At 62.9% G+C, this 13,784-nt stretch carries 17 protein-coding genes; 3 read left to right on the forward strand and 14 right to left on the reverse strand.

Features of this window, described 5'->3' with window-relative positions:
- The 4 genes from AC3WR5_RS30140 to AC3WR5_RS30155 all read right to left on the reverse strand — a co-directional run bounded on the left by AC3WR5_RS30140 (position 1) and on the right by AC3WR5_RS30155 (position 2,433).
- Positions 1-183: a hypothetical protein gene (locus AC3WR5_RS30140; RefSeq protein ID WP_492489287.1), complete on the reverse strand. Its 183-nt coding sequence runs from the start codon at positions 181-183 to the stop codon at positions 1-3.
- Positions 180-482: a hypothetical protein gene (locus tag AC3WR5_RS30145; protein ID WP_492489289.1), complete on the reverse strand. Its 303-nt coding sequence runs from the start codon at positions 480-482 to the stop codon at positions 180-182. The genes AC3WR5_RS30140 and AC3WR5_RS30145 overlap by 4 nt, the downstream gene beginning before the upstream one ends.
- Before the next feature lie 438 nt (positions 483-920).
- Complete coding sequence (locus AC3WR5_RS30150; RefSeq protein WP_492489291.1) at positions 921-1,268, reverse strand: hypothetical protein; 348 nt, start codon at positions 1,266-1,268, stop codon at positions 921-923.
- Between the two features lie 43 nt (positions 1,269-1,311).
- Positions 1,312-2,433: a hypothetical protein gene (locus tag AC3WR5_RS30155; protein WP_492489293.1), complete on the reverse strand. Its 1,122-nt coding sequence runs from the start codon at positions 2,431-2,433 to the stop codon at positions 1,312-1,314.
- A gap of 843 nt (positions 2,434-3,276) precedes the next feature.
- Between AC3WR5_RS30155 and AC3WR5_RS30160 the strand changes: the two genes are divergently transcribed.
- The 3 genes from AC3WR5_RS30160 (at position 3,277) to AC3WR5_RS30170 (ending at position 7,225) form a co-directional block, all read left to right on the forward strand.
- The gene (locus tag AC3WR5_RS30160) at positions 3,277-3,606 is read left to right on the forward strand and encodes a plasmid mobilization protein (RefSeq protein ID WP_492489295.1); all 330 of its coding nucleotides are present in this window, start codon (positions 3,277-3,279) and stop codon (positions 3,604-3,606) included.
- Between the two features lie 125 nt (positions 3,607-3,731).
- Positions 3,732-4,322, forward strand: coding sequence for a phosphohydrolase (locus AC3WR5_RS30165; RefSeq protein ID WP_492489297.1), 591 nt, complete (start codon positions 3,732-3,734; stop codon positions 4,320-4,322).
- A 95-nt stretch (positions 4,323-4,417) separates the two neighbouring features.
- Positions 4,418-7,225 carry a relaxase/mobilization nuclease domain-containing protein gene (locus AC3WR5_RS30170; RefSeq protein WP_492489299.1) on the forward strand — a complete coding sequence of 936 codons (2,808 nt, stop codon included), beginning with the start codon at positions 4,418-4,420 and terminating at the stop codon, positions 7,223-7,225.
- A gap of 77 nt (positions 7,226-7,302) precedes the next feature.
- Here AC3WR5_RS30170 and AC3WR5_RS30175 read toward each other — a convergent pair whose 3' ends face one another.
- The 10 genes from AC3WR5_RS30175 to AC3WR5_RS30220 all read right to left on the reverse strand — a co-directional run bounded on the left by AC3WR5_RS30175 (position 7,303) and on the right by AC3WR5_RS30220 (position 13,759).
- Entirely contained in the window at positions 7,303-8,334 is a 1,032-nt protein-coding gene (locus AC3WR5_RS30175) for a hypothetical protein (RefSeq protein ID WP_492489301.1), read from the reverse strand.
- Positions 8,331-8,723: a TA system antitoxin ParD family protein gene (locus AC3WR5_RS30180; RefSeq protein ID WP_492489303.1), complete on the reverse strand. Its 393-nt coding sequence runs from the start codon at positions 8,721-8,723 to the stop codon at positions 8,331-8,333. The genes AC3WR5_RS30175 and AC3WR5_RS30180 overlap by 4 nt, the downstream gene beginning before the upstream one ends.
- Positions 8,724-8,879: 156 nt before the next feature.
- Positions 8,880-10,046 carry an AlbA family DNA-binding domain-containing protein gene (locus AC3WR5_RS30185; RefSeq protein WP_492489305.1) on the reverse strand — a complete coding sequence of 389 codons (1,167 nt, stop codon included), beginning with the start codon at positions 10,044-10,046 and terminating at the stop codon, positions 8,880-8,882.
- Positions 10,047-10,189: 143 nt separating this feature from the next.
- Positions 10,190-10,951: a hypothetical protein gene (locus AC3WR5_RS30190; protein ID WP_492489306.1), complete on the reverse strand. Its 762-nt coding sequence runs from the start codon at positions 10,949-10,951 to the stop codon at positions 10,190-10,192.
- Between the two features lie 355 nt (positions 10,952-11,306).
- The gene (locus AC3WR5_RS30195) at positions 11,307-11,585 is read right to left on the reverse strand and encodes a zinc finger domain-containing protein (RefSeq protein ID WP_492489308.1); all 279 of its coding nucleotides are present in this window, start codon (positions 11,583-11,585) and stop codon (positions 11,307-11,309) included.
- A gap of 12 nt (positions 11,586-11,597) precedes the next feature.
- Positions 11,598-12,044, reverse strand: a complete 447-nt coding sequence (locus AC3WR5_RS30200; protein WP_492489310.1) for a hypothetical protein — start codon at positions 12,042-12,044, stop codon at positions 11,598-11,600.
- A 24-nt stretch (positions 12,045-12,068) separates the two neighbouring features.
- On the reverse strand, positions 12,069-12,701 hold the full coding sequence (locus AC3WR5_RS30205) for a hypothetical protein (RefSeq protein ID WP_492489312.1): 633 nt from the start codon (positions 12,699-12,701) through the stop codon (positions 12,069-12,071).
- 26 nt (positions 12,702-12,727) lie between these two features.
- A complete protein-coding gene (locus AC3WR5_RS30210; RefSeq protein ID WP_492489314.1) occupies positions 12,728-12,985 on the reverse strand; it encodes a hypothetical protein in 258 nt (85 codons plus the stop codon).
- Between the two features lie 127 nt (positions 12,986-13,112).
- On the reverse strand, positions 13,113-13,487 hold the full coding sequence (locus AC3WR5_RS30215) for a hypothetical protein (protein WP_492489316.1): 375 nt from the start codon (positions 13,485-13,487) through the stop codon (positions 13,113-13,115).
- 17 nt (positions 13,488-13,504) lie between these two features.
- Positions 13,505-13,759 (reverse strand): hypothetical protein, encoded by a 255-nt coding sequence (locus AC3WR5_RS30220; RefSeq protein WP_492489318.1) that lies wholly within the window; start codon positions 13,757-13,759, stop codon positions 13,505-13,507.
- Positions 13,760-13,784 lie beyond the last annotated feature (25 nt).

Raw genomic sequence — 13,784 nt, forward strand, 5'->3', positions numbered from 1 at the left:
CTAGGCGTCGAAGTTCTTGCCGTTCACCACAAGGGAGCCACGTAGGCCGAAGTCCACCAAGAAGGACAGGCCATCAGGCTCGCCCGCATTGGGCCGCTGCACGATCAGCCGGCTGTGCGATGCTGCGAGAGTCGCGGTTGTCTTCACGAGGTCGACGATGGCGGGCTGGGTGTTCCGGCTCATGGCCCCTCCCTTGGTTGATGCAGTTGCTCTGAAGAACAAAGTGCGTAGCGGATCTTGAACGCCGTGCTGGTCGACAGCATGGCCTCGACTAACACCACGTCGCCGGCCACGCCGAGATGTTCGGTCAGGGTGCGCACGGCCGCTTCGTAGACGACATTGAAGTCCCGCCCGCGGAGCGTGAACGAAGTCGTGAGGGGAGGGAGGCCTGGCACCCGGAAACTGACCGAGACAAACTCCGGACGCTTGCCAGACCGCCGCAAGTAGCTCACATGGCGCAGCGACCCATCTTCACGAATCAATGAGGCCCTATCGCAGGGCATCGATCGGGGGGCACGCTTCCGCACGTTTGCCGCAGCGGCTTGAGCCTTACGCCCCTCTGCGGCGGCAGCCGCCTCCGACATGGCCACTCGGATGTGATCGACGGCGAGAGTTGCTCCGCATGCTTCCAAAAGCGCAACTGCTTGGCTGAGGAGCCTTGTGGCCTTGCGGGCCTGAGAGGCTTGTTGAGCGCTCAGGCTAGTGTTCATTGCCATGGTGGGTTGCACAGCGAACTTTGTCCCGAACGATCAGGCGGGTATCCTCTGCGTCATCCAAGTCGATGTTGCGGCACCTAGCAAGCGCCTGAACGGCGTGAGCATAGCTGTACGGAAAACTGCCAAGATCGGGCCGCGACGGGATGACATAGTCTGCAACCTGCTGCTTTGGACCGGGCATCGTTTCTCTCCGCATGCTGTGGCCTAGATGTCGGCCGGAACGCCACTCAGTGCAGATTCAAGGTTTTGACCATTTGCGACATTCGCAACGAGGGATGTCTCGGCGTTGCTGTCTTCGAAGTCGCGCCAGTCGGCTCCATCCATGTCGACGATTTCCACGACATCGAGGGTTTCGGCGTCGATTCGACTGAAGATCGCCTGCACTGTTTCGTTGACGGGATCGGCGTCCCAGGTCAGTAACTTGCCTGTGCCGAGGACGCCTTGACCAACGCAGCCGCATGAAGTGCGCACCGTCAACAGGATTTTGAATTTCCCCACGTTCTCATCCTTCCTATTTGCGTGGCGGCGCCGCAATGGTTTGAATGCCGCCATGACTTGATTATATACGCACATGTGCGTATTCTGCAAGTGCCAACTAGTCTTGCTTGAAGATCGATGTGTCCATCTTGGTGAACGAGTCAGCAGTCCGGGTTCGAGCCATGGGCACGGTCTTCCGCCAGACAACGCGGAAGCGCTTTTCGTCGGGCGTCTCGGTTTTGATCTCGCCTTGGTCCGGTCCGTCAACTTCCACGTATTCGAGCGCGACGCCGTAGACACGTTGCTCACGCGTCAGCATCAGGCCAGGAATCGCCGGGTGCTCCAGCTGGCCCTCTTCATAAACGGCAGCGGGGACGCCTTCCCTTCGTTTCAGCGGCTGCACGCCGCGGTGTAGCGAGCAGACCTTTTTCCTCCCCGCGCCAAGCGTTGACGCGGCTGATGGTGTGCTTTCTGCGGCTGGGTTCAGCGCCGGCGCCTCGGCTCGCGGCTGGCGAGGCTTCGCAGCGCGCGTCGCCGGCGTCTGCGGGGCCGCTTTGGATGAGGTCGTGTCATCCACCATGCTGGAGAGCCCGCCGGGCTGGTCTGAGAGCTTGGCGGGTGCCGCAGGCAGTCCGAGCGGACCGTAGTCGCCTGGCCTTTCGTCGTTTTGCGGCGCGTCTGTTGCGGGCGTAGCTGGGACCGGACGCCGAACGTCAGAGGCGGGACGCTGCGGAGGGGAGGGCGCGGCGGAGGGGCTTGGATGCGCGTTGACAACTGCTGTCGGCACCTCCCCGAAAACTGCGTCGATGCGAGCGCGCGCCGACTCCTTGAGCTGCAACATGTGCGACTGCACGCGGCTCGTGATTGCCGCCAGGTCGACGCCAGCGGTCTCGTTGCGAACTGCGGCCATGATCGCGATTTGCTCGTTCATTCGCGATTGGCAGACATCGAGGCGGCTGGCCAGCATCTCGGTGAAGTACGACCTCACGGTCGACGGCTGCAACTTGAAGCCGCACTCTCCAAGCAGCTTCGTCAGTTGAGCCCAGGAGCAACCCTTATTCCGCAAGACGTACAAGTGCGGCACCAGCTGCTCAAACGCCTTGCGTTGCGTTTGGTCGTCCGGGACGACCAGCAGCGCGGCCGTCTTGAGGACTTCCTCGGCGGTCGAGAAGTCAAATGCCCCGACCCGTTGCAGCGGCCCAGCCCGGGATCTGACTTGCTTCAGCGCAACCTCGGTCACAGATTCACTCCGATGTGTTGATGGTCCGTCGCGTCACCGGGTGGGTTCTGGTGACGATCCGCATCTCACCAGCCGCAAAGCCATCGTTGTTCATTGCAACGATTGTGCATTAAGCAATGCGATTGCTCAACGTTTCTCCCCACGATTTGTGCGCAGGGATGTTCGATCTGGCCCTCATGCGTCGACGAGCACTCGCGTCTTCTCCTTGAACGAGCTGCAAGACCTCTGGTAGGGAATCGGCGATGCGATTCGGTTCCGCCGCAATTCCACCTCAGATTTACAGCATCGATGAGGACAACGATAAGGGCAGGATGCCAGGTAGATAGCTACGCTCTCTACCCGGTCCTGGTCTGCTAGGTCGCTTCGCGCCCGTCGCAGACAGTCAGGGCTTCGCCCCGACACCCCTTGGAGTGAGCGCTCTGACGAGCGCGTGCGGAAATCCGTTCAGGTCTGAACGCCTTCCCGCTCAACGCTGTTCATTCGGCGCTGTGGGAGGCATGACTGCCGCGCCGCACGGATGGCGAGGGAAGGGCGGCGGCGCCGACGACGCATCGGCGTCGACCGCGCTGCCGCTGTGAGCGGCATCCAGCGAGCGCTGCCTGCGGGCCCTCAAAGGCCGCATCTGCAGGAGGGGGGGTTGGGCTGGTGATGGCTTGAGCAGGCGCCCTTTGGCCCGTCTAAGCCTTCAGATCGTGCCCTTGCGCTGGCTTGAAAGCAGCAGACCCACCGGACAACGTAGGCCCGGGCTTTCAGTACCCAGAGATCCCCTGCCAGCGCGGCTGAACAGGAGATATCCATCTGGACAGCCTTGATGCACGGCGAATAGCATGGAATAATGCATTAATGGCAAAAGCTCAATTTCAGAGGCGCTCGGAAGGCGAGAAGAGGTCGGTACCGACTCTGATCCGTTGGACCCCGGACGAAGCGCTCAAGGTGCGCGACGCTGCAAAACAGCGCAGCCTTGAATTGGCTGAGTTCGTGCGGCGGGCCTCCCTCGGGCGCCGCGCTGACGTGGACTTCGTAACAGACATCGTTTTAAGTGTGAGCGAGCTCACGAGGGCTGTCCGCGAGCTTCACGCTGCGATGTTGGAGCGGGGGATTGCACCACCGTCAGAGGAACTGCTCTCGCTGATCGTCGAAGGCCGCGCCGCGATGCTGCGCATTTCGAAGTGATGGGGGCGGGAAGGGTGGTTCTTTTGCTGCAAAAGCCGTCTCCCTCCGCGCGCGGCGTCGAGGGCGATAGTCGCCGCCATTTCCCTCGCGCGTTCGTTCGGCAGCCTTCTGGCCGACATCTTGATTTGCTGAATCCGCACCCAGACGGCTGGGCAAACGCCGATCTCGCGATCGGCCTGTCGCGCACCTATCGCTGGGGCGGCCACTCGATCTGGCCGTTGCCGCTCTCCGTCGCACAGCACTCACTGACGGTGCTCGCCATCCGCGCCCAACAGGCCAATCAATCCCTGACGTCGGCAGAGCAGTTGCGAGAGCTGCTGCACGACGCCGACGAAGCGCTGATCGGTGGTTTCGATCCAATCAGCCCGATCAAACCGATCCTCGGTCGCGGCTACGCACGCTTGTCGAAGCGGCTCGTGGCCGTCGTGTTCGAGCGATACGGTGTCACCGAGTGGTCGCCCAGCGATCACGCGCTCCACAAGCGAGCCGACCGCCTCGCGGCGGCCTCTGAGGCCGTCCACGTCGCGGGCTGGTCGTTGGACGAAGTCACCGACCTTCTGAACATTGCGCTCAAGCCGCTGGACCGTGACCCCTTGGTCGAGATCTACGGTTGCAGCGCATGGGAGCCCTGGCCTCCATCGGTGGCCGCTCAGAGATTCCTTGACAAGCTTGACCAGCTGCAGGCAGTGGCGCCTGAACAAAAAGGTACCCCATGAGCAACAACATCGAAGGCGGAAGCTTCGCGACGGCGCTCCTCAGGTTCAATATGACGCACGTCACCCGCATCGCCCGGCAGACCTGAGTCCGACCGATGGTCCCGATCATCCCGCAGCAGCGGCAACACAAGTCCAACGCGTCGAAGCGCTTCGACGGGCTGATCAATTACCTGCAAGGTGAGCAGGAGGTGCTGCGTGATGCCTTAGAGGCTTCGCCCCTGTCGGTCTATGGCGGCCGGGCTGCGCAGCCCAGCGAGTTCAGCGATCTGTTGGACTACGCTACAGCGCCCGTTGACACGAAAGTGAAGGGTGAGAAGTGCGTGGCCATCCGCACGCACGGGGTCAGTTGCATTGAGACGGCCAGCGCTGAGATGAACGCGGTGTCGCGCAAGAACGCGCGCGTGCTCGATCCCGTCTATCACTTCATTCTGAGTTGGCCCGAGCATGAGAAGCCCGCTTACTCGGCGATCTTCGACGCCGCTGAACACGCGATCACGGCGCTCGGCTTCGAGGCGCATCAGTACGTGGTCGCGATCCATGCGAACACCGACAACGTCCATGCGCACATCGCCGTCAACCGCGTGCACCCCACGACATTTAAGAGCCGCCACATCGAGTGGGCCAAGCGCACGCTGCATTTCGCTGCGCGCGAGAGCGAGATCAAGCACGGCTGGTCGCACGACAACGGCATCTTCGTGGTGCAGGTCGACGGCCACGGCAAGAAGCAAATTGTCCTCAACACCAAGCACGCCGAGGCCAGCAAGGAGCAGGGCGGCCACGCGCACCCCGAACTCGAACGAGACGAGGCACAGCCGACCTGGCATGACCCGGAGAGTCTCGGTGCCTGGCTCAAGACTTCCGTCGCCAAGACGCTGAAGGAAGAACTTCCCGACCTCACCAGCTGGCAGGCGCTGCACGTCTGGTTGGAACAGTTCGGCATCTCGCTCGAAGACACCGGCGGAGGAGGCCTGCGGCTGCGGGCCGTGTCCCCTGACACCGGCGAAATTCTGGAAGTCCCTGCCAGCAAGGGACTTCGAATCCTGAAGCGCTCCGAGTTGGAGAAGCGTTGGGGTGACTTCAGGGCTCCGTTCACCAACCCGGTGACCGTGCCTGACTTTTCCAATATCAACCGCAGTCAAATCGAGAAAGGAATCGCCCGTGTCAACGGAATCCTCGCAAAACTCCCCTTCGGAAGAATCCCGCCTCCCGACCACGTCCCAGGTCTTGATGGGGGTGCCGTCGACTTTGTACCCGAAGGAGGCGGTGGCCTGCATGAACTGCCCAGTCGCGGTATGGCAGTTGGAGACGATGAGCGTTCGCTGCTACTGTCGGGTGCTGCACAGGGTGGTCTGGGAGACGGCCAAGCCGGGCAAGATTCGGGCGTGCGATCTTCCGTTTCAGCTGGCGAAGGAGGGCGAGGGGGACGAGTAGGGGAGGGCCTGCGTGGCGCCGCTGATGATGTCATGCGAGATCCTGTGACAGGCAGGCGGGCACGCGACCCAGAGCAGCGCGCACAACGTCGCGCTGAGCGCGCCGCCCAAAGGCTGGATTTGCGCCGGCGGTTCGTGCAGTACCGCTCGTTCGTCGCTGGCGGCGACACCGAGCACTTCGCGCGCCTCAAGGTGTTGCGCGAAGAGCGCTCGCGCGAGCTGCGCGAGATCCGTGATGAGGTGCGCAGCGCCAAGGGCGGCGTCTCGAAGGATCTCGACCGCGAAATCCGGCTGGTGTCGCTCGTCGCGATCGACAACGAGGCAACGCGCCGGCGCCTGGCCGTGAATGCGCGATTCGAGCAACGCGCCGATGGTCTGCGCGTGGCGCGGGTTCCACCACTTGTCTGGCGGGAATGGCTGTATGAGCAGGCCAACCGCGGTGACAAGGCCGCGTTGTCGGCGCTGCGCGGCATCGTCTACCAGGCGAAGCGCGACGCAAAGCTGCCTGCGGCCGTCGAGGAGGAGATTGATGACCTGTCGATCTCTGCCGCTGACCAACGCGAGGCGCAATACAAGCGCCTCATGGCCAGGCTGCTGGAGGAGGAACGCAAGGAGGCGGCCATTCGCTCCGCGAGCGTGCACGCCATGCGCCCACACGAGGCCGACGCCCTCGTGCTTGCCTATGCCGGCATCCAGTGGCGTGTGACGGGCAACGGCAATGTGGCGTACAGCCGAAACGATGGCCAGCACCTGTTCACTGATCGAGGGAATCGGCTGACGTTTGATCGCATGCGCGTCACCGACGAAGAGATCCGCCTTGCGCTGGTCCACGCGCGCGAGAAGTTCGGCCGTGAGCTCACGCTGACCGGCGAAGAGCCGGTCTTCGTCGAGCGCATGGCTCGCCTGGCTGATGACATGGGAATCGGGGTGCTCAATCCCGAGCTGCAACTGGTTGTTCGCGCGAATCGCGAGGCTAGGGCGGTCGCGGCTTCGAAGGCGGCAAGTCGCGACTTCGTGCAGAACTTTGCACAGGAGCAGGGCGCTCGTGCGGACGAGTCGGCGCCGCGATCTGACGTCGAGCAGAACGACGTCGTGCCCCGAAACTCGATGTCGAAGGATGCGCACGGCGTGGGGACGCCCAGTGAGATGTTGCCATTGCCATTGCCCATCGAGTCGACACCGCCAGAAAGCGCCGAAGAACGTCTGCGAGGGCTGGTGCTCGCGATCGATCCACGCGCGAAGTTCGAGCTGGCCGCGACGGGCGACTCGTCTCGCAGCTACATCGGCCCCATTGCGGCTGCGCTCGGAGGGGAGGTGCCCATGTTTGCTCAGCACGTGGGCCGCGGCAACTACGCCGTCCACCACCAAGAGGCGCCGACGGTCGAGGCCAGCGATGTGGTGGAAGTGCGATACACAGGCGGCGCTGCGACCATTGAGGTGAGCCAGGCCGGCCGCGGGGGCGTCAGCCGCTGACGTGCGGCAACCGTCCGCCCTTTACTGCGCGGACGCCTGAATCCAGGTGCAAGGCTGGCCACCACTGTCAGAGGCCATCATCGCTTCAGTCCTTTGACTGGCTGCTGCCGGGTCACTTCCCCGCCCGGCCGGATCGTGACACTCTCGCCGACCTTGAGCTCCGGGTCACGGACAGCGCGGCGGTCCCACACCACATGTCGGCCGCGCCCGGCATCTTGAATCACTTCGGTGTCGGACAGCGCAACGATGCGCCCGACCTCTTGCGTCTTTGCAGGCGTTGCGTTCCACTGCTGCGCCAGCAGCTGGCCAGCATGAGCATGAGCATCAGGTGCCGGTGGCGTGATGGACGCGGCGAGCTCGGGCGACATCAACGCCTTCAACTGGGGCCACTTCTTTTGCCAGAACGGGCCGGCCGGGATCAGGTTCGGGTCGATGGCATCGGCCACGTGCACGCCGTATCGCTTCGCAACCTTGCGCCCGGCGTCCTCGACCGCCAATCGCTCGATCAGGGACACCATCGGCTGGAGCGGACTTCTGCCGGCCCCGAGTTCTTCTGCCGTGTACTGCGTTGCGAGCGCGCGCAGATGGGCTCGAACGACGCCCACAGCCAGTTGGAGTTGCATCACGCCCTTCTCATCGGCCTTCTCGGGCAGCTTGTGCAGATTCGCGAGGCGGCTTCGAAGCACGTCGACCGGATGCATGACGAGGAACGAGACATCTCCGCGCGTCGCGCGCACGGCGTTGGCGCGCACATCTGCCGGGTCAAGCCCCACCACGGTCCACAGAACGTCAACGTTCAAGACCTCGTCGTCGGAGACTTGCTTGTAGGCTTGACCCACCAAGGCGGTGATTCGGTCTTTGGCGTAAACGTGGACCTCACCATCCAGCACATCCCGGTAGCGCTTCAGGCTTCGTTGTTCGGTGGGTGACCTTGTCAGGAAGTCCATGTCTCTCGATATGGCCGGCACGTCATCAGGGACGTCGACGCCGTAGTGCTCGACCCAGACTGCAAGGGCCTGGCCACCAATCAACACGTCCTCGCCTGCGACGCTGACCAGCCGTTCAAAGACATCCCGTGGCGTCACCGCCTCCGTCTTGGGATGCTTCACCAACCGTTGCCCGCTTTGTCAAACTCCGATGCCTTGTTGGGCGTGAAGCTGTAGCCCTTCAGATCGCCCTTCTGGATTGCCCAGAGGCTGCGCGCCGTCCGGCGCCCGGCCGACACGTCCTCGGCATCCTGGCGCTGGCGTTCCTTGAGCAACGGCAGGCCTTGTTCAGCCACTGCGCCACGACCGAGGGCTGCCGCTACAAAGGCAGCTGCGGACGCGCCGTTGCCCAGGAGGTCCATGGCCGTCGCAGCAGAAATGCCCGCGGCGTCCAGGGCCGCTCCCAGCCTCGCCCAATACTCCATTTGCTGCGCCAGCGGGCGGCTGAGTGCCTGGCTTGCCTTCTGGGCAAGGGCGTAGAGATCGTCTGAGATTCGGATCGAATGGGCCATGCACTCATTGTATGTGGCAACTTGCCACATCACAAGCGCGAGTCGGGCGCCGCGGCACCTCGGGCACTCGCCTGTCACCGCTGGTGGCCCGCTGGTGGCCCGGTGTGCAGACATACCCCGCAGCCGCCACGCACAAGCGTCAGCAGTGGGCCGGATTCAGCCGTCGAGCTTCGGAAAGCCTGCCACGTTGCTGTTCAGGTCGTTCACCAGCACCTGCGCGGCATCGACAACTCGTTGCAGGGACACGCCACCGTCCATGTACACCCGCATGGCAGCGAGTTGGACCAAGCCAAGACCGATGCGTCGCACGTCGGACAAGGTGGTCTGTGGCACTCGCGTGAGGTTGTAATAGGTCCAGTCCGCGATTTGTTGACCGATGGCGTAGGTCTCCTGCTGCGCCTGCTCCACACGACCGTCAAAGATGTTCTTGTCCGCACGGGCCCAGATCTGGGTCAGCTTGCGTGAATGTTGGGCAATCACGGCCAGAACCTCGGCCTGGCTCTCTTCGCTGACCTGAACGGGGTCAACCAGGTCGCGCATCAACTCTGCGGCAGTTGAACCCACAGATCTGCAAACCTCGTCGAAGCTGTCTCCGCCGCCGAGGCGGTGCTGAAAGTGGGCAACTTCATCAAGCTTGTCTGCCATGGCGAGCAGTCGTTCGTCGGCGCGGTTCGTGACGGCCCAGCCGGTAGAGGCAATCTCGCGCAACGTACCGGCATGGCTCTCGGCCTCGGCCTCCCACTCGTCGACCCACGGCTTCAGGCACCTCATCTCGGCGTCGGTATCGCGCCAGCGCAGCACTTTGGTCAGCACTACCGCGAGCTCGGAGAGCTCAGTGTGAGTCGAGGCCTTTTCACCAGTCTCTTTGCTTGCCTGCGATGCAGCCGCGCGAACTTCCGCCGGCGTCGCAGGCCTGGAAACCGTGCCATGTCGGAGGTACGGCTTTGAATCAACGTAGTACAGCGGTTCCGAACCCTTCTCAACGGTGACGATGAGAACGCCTACGCCATCTGCCGATGCCCAAGCGATCTGCGGGCGCACGGGGGGATCGATGGTCTGGCAAACGCCGATGATCCTCCGTTCGAGTTCATCCCGAACCGCAGGCTCATGCGCACCGGAAACCCCGGGGATGGTGCCGTCGTCTGCCACGCCGATCAGGAGTCGGCCGCCTCTGGTAGACGAGAAGGCAGCGATCTCCTTGGCAAGGTCACGCACCTGTTTGGGCAGCTCTCGTTTGAATTCCACCGTCTCGCTCTCGCCGCGCTGACAAAACGAAAGAAGCTCTGCGGAGAGCTCGGCATTGGCCCATGGTTCGGTGGTCATGCCCACATCATGCATGCGAACCGGCGGGAGGAGACACAACGAAGCGCGCATCGTGATTGCGCGGCCATGCCATGAGAGGGGCCTGCCCGGCGCCTTGCAAGAGTCCGCAGACAGCCGGGCAGTTCGATCAAGCGATTGCCCTGTCATCCGTCGTCACGGTTCTGGGCGGGCCAGTCTGAACGCGCGTGGTGCTCGTGCGCCAATGTTGGCTGCGAGTCGAGCGACGATCCTCGCCGTTTGAGAGACAGCGTGCCCCAACTCATGAGCTTGTCCCCGGCTTGTCGGAACCGATCCAGGTCCAGCGGTTTGTCTGCGTGCTTACCCAGTGCGACGCGCCCCTTGGGCCACGCAACGAATCGCAGCCAGTAGGTGACGTCGTAGAAGGCGTTCTTCCTGACACCCCCGTCGAGCACCTCCCAATCCAGGTGGTCCTGCGCCAACTTGATCCGAAGCCGGGTTGCGATCTGCTGCCTGAAGCCTGCGTCGCAGAGCAGCACAGATAAGAGACGCACCTTCTGCAAACCGTGTTCGTCGAAGATGGCTACCGCCTGCGTCAGGTTTTCCATCAGCGCGTGAAAGTCACGAAGCGACGATCCTGACCCCACCAGGTGCAGTGCTGGTGCGTTGGCCCACGGACGCAACCCTGGCGACAGGGTGAACTTGGGAAGCTTGGTTGGCAACGGGACAGTGGTCGCCAGCCACACAGTCGCGAAGAGCAGGGTGAAGGTCAACATCCAGCCGCACTTCAGCGTTCCCCAGAGCGCCGGCACCCACATGCCCAGCATCGACCAGTGCACCAGCAATGCCAGGCCTGCACCGAGTGTGCTCAATACGGTTGCGATGAACAAAGATTTGCCAGGTTGACCGCATTGAAAGAAGAGCACGCGGTGCAGCATGCGCTTCATCGGTTTCTCTTTCAGGTCCACGCGTTCCCAACGCGTGCGAGGCGAATGGCTCTGGTGAGATTGGCGTCTGCGTCGATGACCCACACGCCGTCGGGGAACGCTGCCAACAGGTAGGCCTCTGACAGTGATGCTTCGGGGTGCCAGTCCCACAAGTTCATCCGGACTTCCTCGGCCTGCTTCAAAAGCAAGGGTGAGATCAGCGCCCTCGCGGCGGCACATTGCGCGGCTGTGCCGTACCGATGCCCGAAAGCCTCCGGCCGCCACGCGGGTGCCGCCGAGGGCCGCTCCGACGTAGCGACTGGGGTCGAGGTGCACTCTGCTTGATCGGGCGCCGCGCCACCTGGCGTCGTGGCAATCACCGTTCGCGCTCCTTCCAGTTTGGGTCTCGCTGGATCAACTTGCTGTCAGGGTTGTACTGGTAGTCGGGGAACGCCCCGCGCCAGGCGGCAACCTCGGCCTTCCACATTGAGAGGCGCTCAGGCGGGTTCGCCCGGCGGTGGGCGGCAAGGCGCTCCTGATGCACGGCGCTGCGCTCCGCTCCATTCGCGGCGGTGCACCTCCGACCCGGCAACGCTGCACAGGTAGGGCAGGGAGCGCTCAGGACGTCGAGCGCTTTTTCAGTCGGGTGACCCATCCTGTTTCCTAGCTATTGGCCCAGCAGCAACATGGCGTGCGCTGTGTCGTCAGCAGCCCCCGCCTCGACAAGCATCGTCCGAGCCAGGCCGCGCTTTGACCATTCGAATTTACCTTCTGCCTCTGACGCCACATCCCTGAAGTCAGCCAGGCGAGGCTTCGCTTTGATCGCCCGCACGCTGTTGCACAGTTCGACCATCTCCATGGCGCACTCCAAGTGCGCGAGCATTGAGGCCTTGACCTCGGCGAACCATGCCACCTTGTCTAACGGGCTCGACCACAATTCACGCGACTTCACAACCGGCCGCGACTTCAGAGTTCGGATGAGGAAGCCGAACTCGTTCCCGGCCTTTCGCTCTTCGACGAACTCAACACAATTGGTCGGCGAAGCGATCAGGTAGTAGCTGGAGTGTCCATTGGTCCTCTGGACACGGAACGATGGGTAGCTGTGTTGCTTCATGCCTGCTCTTTCCGTTGAGCCAGGTCAGGCCAGCAATTCCTGCCTGGTGGGCATTTCGATGATGTCTTCGATCCAGTGGTGCGCCTCGATGTGTCGAAGCGCATCCTCTAGTGATTGAAAGGGCTGAGTGCTGTCCTCGAAGCCGTGGTGCATGCGGACGATCTTGGCGGCGCCGGACTTCATAGACCAGTGCAACTCCAAAGCAAAGTCGCTGCTCTCACGGTGTTGGACGCCGAAGCGCGTCATGCCCCGTTTGGGTTTGACGAATGGCGCGAAGTACCGCACGGCGGCTGCGGTCCTCTCCACGGCGCCAGTTTCTCCACGGTTGAGCCTGACATACAGCACGGTCTGCTTGGTGTCAGCCCACTGCATGCCGAAGCCAAGACCATGGGCCTCTGCCAGCGCTTGGCCGGCGTAGTACAGGCACATGCTGCCCTCGGTCGACAGCAGCGCGGCCACGTCCGGCGAATCGCCCCACAGGCGCAGGCGCTCAAGGTCGTACTCGTGGCGCAGCGCCGAGACTATTTCGTCGGCTCGATCCACGCGCCGCTCAGCCTTCTTCATCTCGGCCCGCGCCTCGGCGGCTTTGGCAGTCGCCTGGGCCATGCGCGCCGCAAGCTCCGCGAGCCGGTCGGCCTCTTTAGCCTGCATCTGCATGTTCTTCTCTCCCTGCTTTCCGACGGTCAGTGCGCGAGTTGATTCGGCGGCGGTGCGAGCAGCATCGATGCGTCATCGAGGGAGATCAGGTCACGAGCGAGCTTGCGCCCTTCGTTGGCCCAGCGCCGGGCGCCCTCGAAGTCGCCTTTATTCAGCGCAACGGCGAAGGCCACAAGGCCGCCGATCGCCTGGTCCTTCGTCAGCGTCCCAACCTTAAAGTCTTCAAGCATCGCGCCGAAGAACGACTCCAGGTTGATTTGGTCGGTGGTCAGGGTGTCTTTCATATGCTCTTTCCTAGTCGTGGGCCTGCAGCGCTGTCGTACCAAATAGTGCCGACATTGAAAACGGGCTGCAGCAGCGCCAAGCCCAGCAACAGAGGGGTGAACAGGAAATGGTTGCGAAGCATCAAGTTCATTGCTCCGTGCCGGCGCCGTTGATGAGGCGGCGCAGGTTCGGCGCCACGTCCACGATAAAGCCCATCCCGGCCACGACGATCCAGCTTGCAACAGCGAGAGTCCACCAGCCGCCGTCGTTTGAATAGCGAAGCAGCACCTCGCCTAAGCTGTCCCTTATGCAAACATGGGTCTGACACTCTCCCCACTCATGCACGGCGGCCGTGATGCTGTCGGCGTTGAGCGCCAGGAGAGTGAACATGAAACCCATGCCGACCATCACCCAGCGAAGGCCAAACCGCCACACCAAATAGAAAGGCGCCAGCACGGCCGCCGCGACCGCCACGCCGCCGAGCACGATGGAGAAGAACCCGGATGTGCTCTGTTCGCTCATGTGTCTTTTCCGATGGGTCAGGCTTTGCCTTGCGGCTCAACCAAGAATGCTGGCGTGTCGAGCCCGTGCTCGCCGCTGCCGTAGAAGCCGAGATAGCCGACCATACGTCGCGAATCCTCTGCGCGCAGGCCTTCCAGCAGCACCTTGGAGGCGTCCTGGAGTACCAGGCAGGTTCCATCGTCCTGGTGATGTACGGCCAGGATCTGCTTCCGCTTGTGCAGTGCGTCGATGCGGGCCAGCGTTGCCGACCCAATTTTCTCAAACAGTGTCATCGCTTCCGCCTGCTGTTTCCTTGAT

This window comes from Ideonella sp. FW305-24, from assembly GCF_058788035.1.

Coding starts and splice junctions, on each gene's coding strand:
- AC3WR5_RS30150 (WP_492489291.1), bottom strand. CDS start 1,268: ATGGCGGCATTCAAACCATTGCGGCGCCGCCACGCAAATAGGAAGGAT.
- AC3WR5_RS30180 (WP_492489303.1), bottom strand. CDS start 8,723: ATGGCCCATTCGATCCGAATCTCAGACGATCTCTACGCCCTTGCCCAG.
- AC3WR5_RS30170 (WP_492489299.1), top strand. CDS start 4,418: ATGGTCCCGATCATCCCGCAGCAGCGGCAACACAAGTCCAACGCGTCG.
- AC3WR5_RS30185 (WP_492489305.1), bottom strand. CDS start 10,046: ATGACCACCGAACCATGGGCCAATGCCGAGCTCTCCGCAGAGCTTCTT.
- AC3WR5_RS30215 (WP_492489316.1), bottom strand. CDS start 13,487: ATGAGCGAACAGAGCACATCCGGGTTCTTCTCCATCGTGCTCGGCGGC.
- AC3WR5_RS30220 (WP_492489318.1), bottom strand. CDS start 13,759: ATGACACTGTTTGAGAAAATTGGGTCGGCAACGCTGGCCCGCATCGAC.
- AC3WR5_RS30140 (WP_492489287.1), bottom strand. CDS start 183: ATGAGCCGGAACACCCAGCCCGCCATCGTCGACCTCGTGAAGACAACC.
- AC3WR5_RS30195 (WP_492489308.1), bottom strand. CDS start 11,585: ATGGGTCACCCGACTGAAAAAGCGCTCGACGTCCTGAGCGCTCCCTGC.
- AC3WR5_RS30210 (WP_492489314.1), bottom strand. CDS start 12,985: ATGAAAGACACCCTGACCACCGACCAAATCAACCTGGAGTCGTTCTTC.
- AC3WR5_RS30200 (WP_492489310.1), bottom strand. CDS start 12,044: ATGAAGCAACACAGCTACCCATCGTTCCGTGTCCAGAGGACCAATGGA.
- AC3WR5_RS30190 (WP_492489306.1), bottom strand. CDS start 10,951: ATGAAGCGCATGCTGCACCGCGTGCTCTTCTTTCAATGCGGTCAACCT.
- AC3WR5_RS30205 (WP_492489312.1), bottom strand. CDS start 12,701: ATGCAGATGCAGGCTAAAGAGGCCGACCGGCTCGCGGAGCTTGCGGCG.
- AC3WR5_RS30160 (WP_492489295.1), top strand. CDS start 3,277: ATGGCAAAAGCTCAATTTCAGAGGCGCTCGGAAGGCGAGAAGAGGTCG.